Raw genomic sequence first — 13,019 nt, forward strand, 5'->3', positions numbered from 1 at the left:
CACAGATGTCTGGCGCAACAAAAAGTGCGATCTATTGTCCAAAAATGAAGAAATGCTCCATGCTTATCCAGTTATGAAAAGCAGTATTTGTCCGTAATATGTGGGCTTAAGCCTTGTTTTTACTATGAGAACCAAGAATGAATCTCCCGATGAAGCGTTATGATTTACCTCAAATTATGTTTGGGGTGCTGTTTATTGCTCTGATGACGGTGGCCAGTATTTGGGTTGTTCAACCCTTTATTTTAGGCTTTGCTTGGGCTGGCATGGTGGTTATCGCCACCTGGCCGTTAATGATCAAATTGCAAAGATTGCTCTGGGGTAAGCGTTTTCTGGCGGTGATAGTGATGACGCTGCTGTTAATTCTGCTTTTCGTTTTACCTATCGCGCTGCTGGTCAGCAGCGCGATAGAAAATGGTACACCACTGGTCGAACTCGCCAGCAACCCTTCAAGCCTACATATGCCGGACTTTAAATGGCTACAGGCTATCCCGCTGGTTGGACACAAGCTCTACAGCGGCTGGCACTCGCTGATTAACGGCGGCGGTAGCGCGTTGATGGGTAAGGTTCAGCCATATGTCGGTCAGACTGCCTCGTGGTTTGTCACTCAGGCCGGGCATTTGGGGCGCTTCATCGTCCACTGTTCTCTAATGCTTCTATTCAGCGCCCTGCTTTATAGCCGTGGCGAACAGGTTGGCATGGGCATCCGCCACTTTGCCATCCGCCTGGCAGCCGATCGCGGCGACGCGGCGGTTATCCTTGCGGGTCAAGCCATCCGTGCTGTCGCGCTGGGCGTAGTAGTCACCGCGATTGTCCAGTCCGTGCTGGGCGGAATTGGTTTGGCTATCGCCGGTATTCCTTACGCTACCGTGCTGACTGTGGTGATGTTCGTCTGCTGCGTAGCGCAAATCGGGCCACTGCTGGTGCTGATCCCGGCAATCGTCTGGCTGTACTGGACCGGCGACAATACCTGGGGCACCGTGCTGCTGGTGTGGAGCTGTGTGGTGGGTTCACTCGACAACGTACTGCGTCCGGTCCTCATCCGAATGGGCGCTGACTTACCGATGCTGCTGATTCTGTCAGGGGTTATCGGTGGCTTGTTCGCCTTCGGCATGATTGGTCTGTTTATCGGTCCGGTCGTTCTGGCAGTCTCTTATCGCCTGATTTCCTTATGGGTTAACGAAGCGCCAGAACCTGAGAAAAACGTCGATCAGGTGGTAAAAGCGCTCGACGAGTAAGACTTAAAAACGCCGCCTGCACGCGCTTTAACCAAGCGTTTTGCAGGTGGCATTTTCTCTTCTTTTACCCCCTCGCAATAAAATTTCCGCGCAATTTCTCTTTGGCATTTTTCTCATTCATAAATCCAGTTAATTAGTTAACTATCGAAATAATTACTATTAAGAGTATTCTTACAGACTGAAAGACTATGCAACCCTAGTATTGTTAACAGTTTGGATTTCAACCTCCTGATTTATATGTAAGCTTTCCCCTAGCTGGCATAAAACGAAATTGCTGTGTGTAGTCTTTGCCTGTCTCCAATGACGGGCCTTTTTTTGTCCATCATTCAGCAAATCGCTCGAAAAACCCTCCTCTTATTTACCCCCACTGATCCCTTATTTTGGCTCTTTGGCCATAAAAAAAGCCGTGGCTTAGGGCCACGGCTTATAAGTGTTGGGAGTTCAGCAATACTTGCCGATTATTTCTTTTCTGCCAGCGCCAGCCAGGTTTGCACTACGGTGTCTGGGTTAAGGGACAAGCTGTCGATCCCCTCCTCCATTAACCATTGCGCGAAGTCCTGATGGTCAGAAGGCCCCTGCCCGCAGATACCCACGTATTTGCCCTGTTTCTTGGCGGCTTTAATTGCCATCGACAGCAGTGCCTTGACTGCCTCGTTGCGCTCGTCAAAGAGTTCAGACACCACGCCAGAATCTCGGTCAAGGCCCAAAGTCAGCTGGGTCATGTCGTTAGAGCCGATTGAGAAGCCGTCGAAGTGCTCGAGGAATTGCTCAGCCAGCAAGGCGTTGGAAGGGATCTCACACATCATGATCACTTTCAGGCCATTTTCGCCACGTTTCAGACCTTGCCGCGCCAGCTCGGCCACCACGGCTTCAGCCTGCGCCACGGTACGCACAAACGGGATCATCACTTCAACGTTCGTGAGATCCATATCGTTACGCACTCGCTTCATGGCTTCACACTCGAGGGCGAAGCAGTCGCGGAAGTTGTCCGACACATAGCGGCCCGCGCCACGGAAGCCCAGCATCGGGTTCTCTTCGTGTGGCTCGTACTTCTCGCCACCCACCAGATTGGCGTATTCGTTAGACTTAAAGTCAGACAGACGCACAATCACGCGTTTTGGCCAGAAGGCAGCGCCAAGGGTGGCGATCCCTTCCGTCAAACGCGCCACGTAGTATTCACGCGGGCTATCGTAACCTTGAATAAGCTTGCTGATCTCTTCCTGCAATGCCGGTTCCTGCTGGTCGAATTCCAGCAAGGCTTTTGGATGCACGCCGATCATGCGGTTGATGATGAACTCAAGACGCGCCAGCCCCACCCCTTCATTCGGCAGACAGGCAAAGTCGAAGGCGCGGTCAGGGTTACCGATGTTCATCATGATTTTCAGCGGCAGCTCTGGCAGTTCGTTAACTTCCGAACTTTGCACGCTGAAGTCCAGCTCATCTTCGTAGACATAGCCGGTGTCGCCTTCGGAGCAAGATACCGTAACTTTCTGGTTCTCTTTTAGCCTCTCAGTGGCGTCGCCGCAGCCTACCACCGCCGGAATGCCCAGTTCACGGGCAATAATAGCCGCATGGCAGGTACGCCCGCCGCGATTGGTGACAATCGCCGAGGCTTTCTTCATGATCGGTTCCCAATCGGGATCGGTCATGTCAGTGACCAAAATGTCACCGGCTTTAACATGGTGCATCTCGCTGATGTCATGGATGATTTTCACCGGACCCGCGCCAATGCGATGCCCGATAGCACGCCCTTCCACCAGCACTTTGCTGCTGCCATTGAGCTGGTAGCGCTCCATCACCTGCCCGTTAGAACGGACGGTCTCTGGGCGTGCCTGTACAATGTAGAGTTTGTTATTGTGACCATCTTTGGCCCACTCGATATCCATCGGGCGGCCATAGTGTTTTTCAATTAATAATGCCTGACGCGCTAACGCCTGAATCTCTTCATCGGTCAGCGAGAAGCGATCGCTTAGCTCAGCGGGCACATCTTCAATCTGCACCTGCTTGCCGTGCTCTTGGCTGTCGGCATAGACCATGCGGATCTTTTTTGACCCCATGGTGCGGCGCACGATGGCCGGTTTGTTTTTGGCAAGCGTTGGTTTGTGGACGTAGAACTCGTCAGGGTTCACCGCGCCCTGCACCACCATCTCGCCCAACCCGTAGGCGGAAGTGATGAACACCACCTGATCAAAACCGGACTCAGTATCAATGGTGAACATGACGCCTGCGGCGGCCAAATCGGAACGCACCATGCGCTGAACCCCGGCGGATAGCGCCACGCCGCGATGGTCATAGCCCTGATGCACGCGATAAGAGATCGCACGATCATTAAATAAGGATGCATACACGTGCTTGATAGCCGTCAAAATGGCATCAAAGCCCTGCACGTTAAGGAAGGTTTCCTGCTGGCCAGCAAACGACGCGTCTGGCATATCTTCGGCAGTGGCGGAAGAGCGCACGGCGAAGGAGGCGTCTTTTTCACCTTCAGACAATTGCTGATAGGCTTGGCGAATATCTTTTTCCAGCTCTGGCTGGAAAGGTGTTTCCACAATCCACTGACGGATCTGCGTGCCGGCTTTGGTCAACTGGGCAATGTCGTCCACATCAATGCTATCGAGCAAATCGTGGATGCGCGTGTTGACGCCGCTCTGGTCCAAAAAGTCATTAAAGGCTTTTGAACTGGTCGCAAAGCCATTGGGTACGGATACGCCCAAATCAGACAGATTGGTGATCATTTCCCCCAAGGACGCATTCTTACCCCCGACCTTGTCAACGTCGTTCATACCTAACTGGTTGTACCAGATAACATTGCGTAAATCGGGTTCGAGATTGGCCATGAAACAATCCTTTCTTAATTTCAATAGGCTGCTGACGAATAAGCAGACTAATAGTTGATGTACGGAAATTGGCGTATTACTGAAAAACGGTCAGTTATTTCAGACTAGCATAGAGAACAATAATCTTTGGACAGGTGAATCGATCCAGCAACTGAAACTATTTCTGTTTAAGAAAATTCCAAAGCTGACACCATCCAGCTTGCTGTAGAAAACCAGTAATTCCTTACAAATCAGGAAGACATGCAACACATCCTCCTCTTGCCAACAACCTTACGCCTAATGCTGAAGCTCTGCTGAAGCAAATCAAAACTCTGCGTAACACCTCGGAAAAAATAAAATGTCATTTCATTTTTCTCAGTCAATTTGCGCAATATCTCGCAAAGTTTGCGCAATAAAATTCTTCTGCTTTTTATTTCCACCCAATAAGACTATTACTGTTTATCTAATGCGAAAGATAAATGAAAATGCTGGCTGAGCGAGCTTGCCGAATTAACGAAATTCAGGAGTTTGATGTGGATAGATGTGTATTTTACATTTCGGATGGTACTGCCATTACGGCGGAAGTGTTGGGGCACGCGGTCCTTTCTCAATTTCCGGTTAATGCGACAACCTTCTCGCTGCCCTTTGTGGAGAATGAAGGGCGAGCCAAGGCCGTCTGCCAGCAAATCAATGATATCTATGCAAAGACCGGCGCTCGCCCGCTGGTCTTTTATTCCATTATCTCGCGCGAAGTGCGCGATATTATTGCCAGCAGCGAAGGCTTTTGTCAGGACATCGTGCAGTCATTGGTTGCGCCATTGCAAAATGAGCTAGGCGTTGAACCTACGCCCGTTGCCAATCGCACTCACGGCCTGACGGCCAGCAACATCACTAAGTATGACGCCCGTATCGCGGCCATTGACTACACGTTGGCCCACGATGACGGCATATCACTACGCAATTTAGATCAGGCTCAGGTCATTTTGTTGGGCGTATCACGCTGTGGCAAAACCCCCACCAGCCTCTATTTAGCCTTACAGTTTGGTATTCGCGCGGCAAACTACCCGTTTACCGCCGATGACATGGACAACATTCAGCTTCCTCCGGCCCTTAAGCCTCATATGCATAAGCTGTTTGGCTTGACCATCAACCCGGAGCGCCTCTCCGCGATTCGTCAGGAACGCGTGGAGAACAGCCGCTATGCTTCGCTGCGCCAATGCCGAATGGAAGTGTCAGAAGTTGAAGCCCTGTTCCGCAAAAATCAAATACGTTATCTGAACAGTACAAACTATTCGGTAGAAGAGATTTCGGCCAAAATAATGGACAGTTTCGGCATGAGCCGCCGGATGTTTTAAGGGCTTTTAATGACGTAGACGGCATAACCTGCCGTCTACAGTTGAAATCATCTAGTTTTGCGTTATTGTGATCGCCATCACTTCCCGGTATTCCTGCCGTAGCGAAGAAACACATTTCGAGAATCACATGTCACAAACAGATGAACTGCGTACGACGCGCATCGACAGCCTGATCACACCTCAGGCACTGGCGGAAAAACTGCCAGTTTCCTCGTCGGTCGCCAACAGCGTGACAACGTCACGCAAGCGAATTGAACAGATAATTTCCGGTGAAGATCCCCGTCTTTTAGTGGTCGTCGGCCCCTGCTCTATTCACGATATCGAAGCTGCCATTGACTATGCCGGGAAGCTCAACGTTCTGCGTGAACGTTATAAAGACCGACTGGAAATCGTCATGCGCACCTATTTTGAAAAACCGCGCACCGTGGTCGGCTGGAAAGGATTGATCTCCGATCCCGAGCTGAACGGGACTTTCCGCGTCAACCATGGCATCGAGCTGGCGCGCAAAGTGCTGTTGGCGGTGAATGAGTTGGGAATGCCCACGGCCACTGAGTTCCTAGATATGGTGATCGGCCAGTATATTGCCGACCTGATTAGCTGGGGAGCCATCGGCGCACGCACCACCGAGAGCCAGATTCACCGTGAAATGGCGTCAGCTCTCTCTTGCCCGGTAGGCTTTAAAAATGGCACTGACGGCAACACGCGCATCGCCATCGACGCGATCCGAGCTTCTCGCGCCAGCCATATGTTCCTCTCGCCGGACAAAACCGGGCAGATGACTATCTACCGCACCTCGGGCAACCCTTACGGCCACGTGATCATGCGCGGCGGTAAGACGCCAAACTACCACGCGGCCGACCTACAGGAAGCCTGCCGCAATCTGGCCGAGTTCGATTTGCCTCAGCGTTTAGTGGTCGATTTCAGCCACGGCAACTGCCAGAAGCAGCACCGCCGCCAGTTAGACGTCGCTAAAGACATATGCCAGCAGATTCGCGCGGGTTCAACCGCCATTGCCGGTATCATGGCGGAAAGCTTCCTTGAAGAAGGCACCCAGCCGATTGTCGCAGGTCAGCCTCTCACCTATGGCAAGTCGATCACTGACCCTTGTCTGAACTGGGAAGATACTGAGACCTTAATCAACATGCTGGCCGAGGCGGTGGATAGCCGTTTTTGATAGTTATCCCAATTATCTGCGCTAAGTCACGCAAAAGGGCAACGCAGGTTGCCCTTTTCAATGAGCAAATTTTATCCCCACGGTAGAATATCTTTCGCCCCGTCCGCTGATTTTCCTCACAGTTTTTACCTTTCCCCTCCCCTAAATAGGGTTAACCCTCAGATAACTGACGATTTAACATCAGATTTCTCTTGATGTGTTGTGTCAATGATTTGATAATGATTCTCACATTGATATTAATTGCTATTAACATCTGTAACTATGAATGACAAAACTCAACCCATTTCGCCTCATGCTATCGGCAACTCGCCACTGGATAGCCATGGGGAAAATACCGAGGGTGCAATCTGCATTTCGAGTGCAGATCTGCTGGGTGATGCTGGCGTAGCGACCATTATCCATCAAGGGCAACGCTACCAACTGCGTCAGACCAAGGCCGGAAAACTGATACTGACTAAATAACCGGTTTACCCTTTTAACTTACCCGCCAGCCACCCAGGTCTAAGGATCAAGGCAGCCAGCAAATCTTATTGATATGTGAAAACATACGGAGAATTGCCCCATGCTTCATTCCCTTACCACACGGCTGCGTTTTTCAACTTTGAGCCTGGCGATTGCCTGCGCTCTGCCGATGGTAGCCCAAGCCGACACCACGCCAGTCACAGCAAAAAACAGCAAAGGTAGTACTGATACCAGCAAGAAAGTGTCTGAAGACACCATGACCGTTGCTGCCACAGGCAACCCGCGCGATAGCTTTGAAGCCCCTATGATGGTGACCGTCATTGATGGCACCAGCGCGGAAAGCCTGACTTCCTCTTCTTCCGCCGACATGCTGCGCCGCGTTCCGGGCCTGAGCATTTCCGGCACAGGTCGTACGAATGGGCAAGACATCTCGCTGCGCGGCTATGACCGTCGCGGCGTACTGACCCTGGTCGACGGCATTCGTCAGGGGACCGACACCGGCCACCTCAACAGCACCTTTATTGATCCGGGCTTGATTAAGCGCGTAGAAGTGGTGCGCGGCCCGTCGGCCTTGCTGTACGGCAGCGGCGCACTGGGCGGCGTAGTCTCTTATGAAACCGTTGATGCCGCTGATTTGTTGATGCCGGGACAGGACATGGGTTATCGCGTATTCGGCACCGGCGCGACGGGCGACCATAGCCTTGGCATGGGTGCCAGTACCTATGGCAAAACTGATAATTTCGACGGTTTGCTCTCTTTCGGCACCCGCGACGTGGGTGATATCAAGCAGAGTGACGACTTCAATGCGCCTAACGATGAGAACATCGGTAATGTGTTGGCGAAAGGCACCTGGCAGCTCGACCCGGCCCAGTCTCTGAGTGCAAATCTGCGTTACTACAATAACAACGCGAAAGAGCCAAAAAACCCGCAAACCCCGGCAGTCTCTAGCGGCAACGTGTGGACCGATCGCTCAACCATTCAGCGCGACGCCCAGCTGAGCTACAACCTGAAGCCGGAAGATCAGAACTGGCTCGATGCCAAAGCCACTGCTTACTATTCGGATATCAATATCAATGCGCGCCCTGAAGGCACGCCGGAAGAGAAGCGCAAGCAAACTACCAAGGGCGCTAAGCTTGAAAACCGCTCTCGGGTCTTCACCGACAGCTTTGCCGCCAACTTGCTGACTTACGGCACCGAGGCTTACAAGCAAGAGCAGACGCCGGGCGGCGCGACCACCAGCTTCCCGCAGGCGGATATCAACTTTGCTTCCGGCTGGTTGCAGGACGAAATCACCCTGCGCGACCTGCCGGTTTCCATTCTGGCCGGCACTCGTTATGACAACTATCGTGGCAGCAGCGACGGCTATGCGGACGTTGACGCCGACAAGTGGTCATCCCGTGGCGCATTAACCGTTAACCCGACCGACTGGCTAATGGTGTTCGGCTCCTACGCGCAGGCCTTCCGCGCCCCAACTATGGGCGAAATGTACAACGACTCGGTGCATTTCAGCATCCCAATGGGCCGAACCACCATCGTCAACAATTGGGTGCCGAACCCCAATCTAAAACCTGAAACCAACGCCACGCAGGAATACGGCTTCGGTCTGCGTTTCAACGACCTGATGATGGCCAATGATGATTTGCAATTCAAAGCCAGCTACTTCGATACCAATGCCAAGGATTACATCACCACGGCGGTAAACATGAAGCTTGGCGTTGGGCGCACCGGGCCTTACTGCATCGATTGCAGCACCTACTCCACCAATATCGACCGCGCCAAGCTGTGGGGTTGGGATGCCATGCTGAGCTACAAAACTGATCTGTTCTCATGGGACGTGGCCTACAACCGTACTCGCGGTAAAGATGAAGCCACCGGCGACTGGATTGACAGCATCAACCCAGACACCGTGACCAGCAGCCTCGACGTGCCTATCGCGCAGTCCGCCTTCTCCCTCGGCTGGGTGGGCACCTTTGTAGAACGCTCAACCCACGTCAATACCGGCACGGCGCAGCAGGCGGGCTACGCCATCAATGACTTCTATGTGAGCTATAAAGGTCAGGACAGTTGGAAAGGCATGACCACCGCCGTCGTGCTGGGCAACGCCTTCGACAAAGAATCCTATTCACCACAGGGCATTCCACAAGACGGCCGCAACGCTAAGTTGTTCGTCAGCTATCAGTGGTAATGGCACTGTAAGGCACCCCTAAAATCGCCCGGCCTCGTTCCGGGCGCTATCAATAAAAAAAATGAGGAGAGAGCAATGAGTTCATTAAATTACCAGAGTTATCTGCAAGCTAAAGAAGCGAATCCGGGCAAGTATGCTCGCGATCTGGCGGAGATTATGGGGATCAGCGAAGCGGAACTGACCTCCCTGCGCGTTAGCCATGATGCGGGTCGTATGGACGTTGATGCCAGAACCTTACTGACCGCCCTTGAAAAAGTCGGCGTGACCAAATCCATCACCCGCAATGAGTTTGCCGTCCATGAGCAAATGGGCCGCTATGAGAACCAGCACCTGAACGGCCACGCCGGTCTGATCCTCAATCCGCGCGAGCTGGATTTGCGACTGTTCCTTCAGCACTGGCAGCATATTTTCTGCATGACCGAGAGCCACCCGAAAGGCGACCGTCATAGCATTCAATTCTTTGATGCTCAGGGCAACGCGGTGCACAAAGTCTATACCACCGACGAAACCGACATGGACGCGTGGCATGCGCTGATTGCGCAATATCGCAGCGCTGAAAACCTGGCTCTTGAGCTGGTTCCTGCGGTGAAGGCCGAAGTGAAAACGCAAGCCGCCAGTGGCGATATCGACAGCGAATGGCGCGCCATGACTGACGTTCACCAGTTCTTCCAGTTGCTGAAACGCCACAACCTCAGCCGCCAGCAGGCATTCAAGGCCGTTGGCGATGACCTGGCTTATCGCGTGGATAACGGTTCATTGGCAAATATCCTCGAAGCCGCCCGCGACCAGCAGAATGAAATTATGATTTTCATCGGCAATGCGGGCTGTGTGCAGATCTTCACCGGCCAGATCAAAAGCGTCCGCCCGCACGGTGAGTGGATCAACATCTTCAACTCGCGCTTCACCATGCATCTGATTGAAAGCGCCATCGCCGAAAGCTGGGTGACCCGCAAACCGACCAAAGACGGTTTTGTCACCAGCCTTGAGCTGTTCGCAGCAGACGGCACGCAAATCGCGCAACTTTACGGCCAACGCACCGAAGGCCAGCCAGAGCAGAACCAGTGGCGTGAACAAGTGGCCGCACTGAGCAGCGAGGGCGTCGCAGCATGAAACGTCGGTTGAGTGCATGGGCGATCGCGCTGGCCGGGGCCTGTTCCCCACTGGCGCACGCGGCAGAGCGTTTGGTGAGTATTGGCGGCGACGTGACTGAAATTGTGTATGCGCTAGGCGCAGGCGATGAAGTGGTGGCGCGTGACAGCACCAGTTTGCATCCCGAGCAGGTAAAAAAGCTGCCGAACGTCGGCTATATGCGCCAGCTTAACGCGGAAGGCATTTTGGCGATGAAGCCAAGCGTAGTGCTGAGCAGCGAGCTGGCCGAGCCTTCTCTGGTCTTGCAGCAGGTAGCGCAGAACGGCGTCAAAGTGGTACGCATCCCGGGCAATACCACGCTGGACACCGTGCCGCAAAAGATTGAAGTAATTGCCGATGCCCTCAACCGCCAGCAAGAAGGCGAGAAACTGATTGCCACCTACCGCCAGAAACTGGCGGTAGTGCCTAACAGCCCTCTGCCAGTGAAAATACTGTTCGTGATGAATCACGGCGGCACCAATGCTTTGGCCGCCGGTCAGAATACGGCCGCAGATGCCATGATCACCGCCGCTGGTGCGCAAAACGCCATGCAAGGTTTCTCCCGTTATCGCCCTCTCGCGCAAGAAGGCATTATTGCCAGCGCGCCAGACATTTTGATGGTAACCACAGACGGCGTGAAGTCGCTGGGCGGCCTTGAACAAGTGTGGAAATTACCCGGCGTTGCCTTAACGCCCGCCGGTAAAAACCACCGCGTGCTGGTCCTTGACGATATGGCGCTGCTCGGTTTTGGCCTCGAAACGCCCGACGTATTGATTAAAATTCGTCAGGCTGCGGAACAGGTAAAATAATGAGCACCATGACCACCCTCGCCCACTCACGCGTCAGTACCCCGGTGCGGGTACTGGCGGGTCTGGCGATCATCCTGCTGATCTTAGCCGCCATCGCCATGAACGCCGGGGCGCTCTCCGTGCCACTGCGCAGTTTATTCAGCCGACATATGGATGACGGGCTTTGGCAAATATGGGTGACCATCCGCCTGCCCCGCGTGCTGCTGGCGGTGCTGGTAGGCTGCGCGCTGGCTTGTTCGGGCGCGGTAATGCAAGGGCTGTTTCGCAATCCGCTGGCGGACCCTGGCCTACTTGGCATCAGCAGCGGCGCGGCGCTGTTTGTCGCCATGTCCATTGTGCTACCCATGTCGCTGCCGCCAATCATCGCGCTTTATGGGCAGATGTTCGCTGCCTTCGCGGGCAGCGTGGTGGTGTCGGTGATTGTGTTTACCCTCAGTCGCTTCGGCCACGGCAATTTGTCCCGGCTGCTGTTGGCCGGTATCGCCATCAACGCCATCTGTGGCGCTATGGTTAGCGTGCTGACCTACGTCAGTGATGACCAGCAGCTGCGCCAGTTCTCCCTGTGGATGATGGGCAGTCTGGGGCAGGCGCAGTGGCCGACGCTGATTGTCGCGGCAACCCTTATTCTTCCAGCCTGTGTTGCGTCCTTCTTGCTGTCGCGTCGCCTGAACCTGCTGCAGCTGGGCGATGAAGATGCCCATTACCTCGGAGTGAATGTTCGCCGCACCCAGCTACAACTGCTGTTGATTAGCGCCCTGCTAGTGGGTGTCGCCGTGGCGGTGACTGGGGTGATTGGCTTTATCGGGCTGGTTATACCTCATCTACTGCGTCTAAGGGTGGGTGCGGATCATCGCTGGTTGTTACCCGGCTCGGCTCTCGGCGGCGCCTGTTTGCTGCTGCTGGCGGACACGCTGGCGCGAACGCTGGTCGCCCCGGCGGAAATGCCCGTCGGGCTGTTAACCAGCCTGATTGGCGGCCCCTATTTCCTATGGTTGATTTTGCGTCCGGGGACACCGCGATGAGCCACTCTCAAACCAGCCTGCGCGCTGAAAACCTGCGGCTCACCGCCGGGCCGCGCTGCCTGATCGATGATGTTTCGCTGCAACTCAATAGTGGTGAAGTGGTGGCGTTGATCGGCCCCAACGGCGCGGGCAAGTCCACCCTGCTGCGTTTACTCACCGGCTTCTTACAGGCCGATGCAGGGTATTGCGAATTAGCCGGGAAAGCCCTCTCCGACTGGGCACCGCAGGAGCTGGCTCGCAAGCGCGCGGTGATGCGCCAAAGTAGCGAGTTAGCCTTTAACTTCAGCGTGCGCCAAGTGATTAACCTCGGGCGCGCCCCCCACGGCAAGGGGCATCACGCGCAGGCGATGCAACAGGTGATGGAGCAAACCGACTGCCTGACGCTGGCGGACAGAGATTACCGCGAGCTGTCCGGCGGCGAACAGCAGCGAGTGCAGCTCGCCAGAGTGTTGGTGCAGCTTTGGCAGCCGACCCCCACTCCGCGCTGGCTGTTTCTGGATGAGCCAACTTCGGCCCTTGACCTCTATCACCAGCAGCACACCTTACGATTGCTGCGCAGGCTGACTCGCGAAAGCCCGCTGGCGGTATGTTGCGTGCTGCATGATTTGAACCTCGCCGCGCTCTACGCCGATCGCATTGTGCTGCTGCACGAAGGCAGAGTGGTGGCCTCCGGTACCCCGACGGACGTGCTAACCGCCAAGACGCTGGGCCAGTGGTATCACGCGGATCTCGGGGTGAATTTGCATCCTGAAAGCCCTGTTCCTCAGGTGTTTTTGCGCCAATAGCCGACTCGCCAAAGTATGAATATAAAAAGGGTTCAGCATGCTGAACCC

General features: G+C 54.2%; 10 protein-coding genes and 1 other RNA gene. 10 read left to right on the forward strand and 1 reads right to left on the reverse strand.

The features are described from left to right. Nucleotides 1–137 precede the first annotated feature (137 nt). Together ydiK and rprA are read left to right on the forward strand one after the other, a co-directional pair. The gene (gene ydiK / locus V2154_RS11925) at nucleotides 138–1,235 is read left to right on the forward strand and encodes an AI-2E family transporter YdiK (protein ID WP_353502428.1); all 1,098 of its coding nucleotides are present in this window, start codon (nucleotides 138–140) and stop codon (nucleotides 1,233–1,235) included. Nucleotides 1,236–1,443: 208 nt separating this feature from the next. Further along, nucleotides 1,444–1,554, forward strand: an RNA gene (rprA, locus tag V2154_RS11930) — antisense sRNA RprA. A 139-nt stretch (nucleotides 1,555–1,693) separates the two neighbouring features. On the opposite strand, the gene ppsA is transcribed toward rprA, so the two are convergent. Beyond that, a complete protein-coding gene (gene ppsA / locus V2154_RS11935) occupies nucleotides 1,694–4,072 on the reverse strand; it encodes a phosphoenolpyruvate synthase (protein ID WP_353502429.1) in 2,379 nt (792 codons plus the stop codon). 512 nt (nucleotides 4,073–4,584) lie between these two features. On the opposite strand from ppsA, the gene ppsR reads away from it, so the two are divergent. The 8 genes from ppsR to V2154_RS11975 all read left to right on the forward strand — a co-directional run bounded on the left by ppsR (nucleotide 4,585) and on the right by V2154_RS11975 (nucleotide 12,971). After that, nucleotides 4,585–5,406, forward strand: a complete 822-nt coding sequence (gene ppsR, locus V2154_RS11940; RefSeq protein ID WP_353503985.1) for a posphoenolpyruvate synthetase regulatory kinase/phosphorylase PpsR — start codon at nucleotides 4,585–4,587, stop codon at nucleotides 5,404–5,406. A gap of 127 nt (nucleotides 5,407–5,533) precedes the next feature. Beyond that, complete coding sequence (locus tag V2154_RS11945) at nucleotides 5,534–6,580, forward strand: 3-deoxy-7-phosphoheptulonate synthase (RefSeq protein ID WP_353502430.1); 1,047 nt, start codon at nucleotides 5,534–5,536, stop codon at nucleotides 6,578–6,580. 261 nt (nucleotides 6,581–6,841) lie between these two features. Beyond that, nucleotides 6,842–7,042: a hemin uptake protein HemP gene (hemP, locus tag V2154_RS11950; RefSeq protein WP_353502431.1), complete on the forward strand. Its 201-nt coding sequence runs from the start codon at nucleotides 6,842–6,844 to the stop codon at nucleotides 7,040–7,042. A 100-nt stretch (nucleotides 7,043–7,142) separates the two neighbouring features. After that, nucleotides 7,143–9,227 carry a TonB-dependent hemoglobin/transferrin/lactoferrin family receptor gene (locus V2154_RS11955; protein WP_353502432.1) on the forward strand — a complete coding sequence of 695 codons (2,085 nt, stop codon included), beginning with the start codon at nucleotides 7,143–7,145 and terminating at the stop codon, nucleotides 9,225–9,227. Between the two features lie 75 nt (nucleotides 9,228–9,302). Further along, a complete protein-coding gene (locus tag V2154_RS11960) occupies nucleotides 9,303–10,337 on the forward strand; it encodes a hemin-degrading factor (RefSeq protein WP_353502433.1) in 1,035 nt (344 codons plus the stop codon). After that, on the forward strand, nucleotides 10,334–11,164 hold the full coding sequence (locus V2154_RS11965) for a heme/hemin ABC transporter substrate-binding protein (RefSeq protein WP_353502434.1): 831 nt from the start codon (nucleotides 10,334–10,336) through the stop codon (nucleotides 11,162–11,164). The genes V2154_RS11960 and V2154_RS11965 overlap by 4 nt, the downstream gene beginning before the upstream one ends. Then, the gene (locus tag V2154_RS11970; protein WP_353502435.1) at nucleotides 11,164–12,186 is read left to right on the forward strand and encodes a FecCD family ABC transporter permease; all 1,023 of its coding nucleotides are present in this window, start codon (nucleotides 11,164–11,166) and stop codon (nucleotides 12,184–12,186) included. The genes V2154_RS11965 and V2154_RS11970 overlap by 1 nt, the downstream gene beginning before the upstream one ends. Further along, nucleotides 12,153–12,971 carry a heme ABC transporter ATP-binding protein gene (locus V2154_RS11975; protein ID WP_437342001.1) on the forward strand — a complete coding sequence of 273 codons (819 nt, stop codon included), beginning with the start codon at nucleotides 12,153–12,155 and terminating at the stop codon, nucleotides 12,969–12,971. Before V2154_RS11970 ends, V2154_RS11975 begins: the two co-directional genes overlap by 34 nt. Nucleotides 12,972–13,019 lie beyond the last annotated feature (48 nt).

This window comes from Ewingella sp. CoE-038-23 (assembly GCF_040419245.1).
In the GTDB taxonomy this organism is placed as follows: domain Bacteria; phylum Pseudomonadota; class Gammaproteobacteria; order Enterobacterales; family Enterobacteriaceae; genus Ewingella; species Ewingella allii.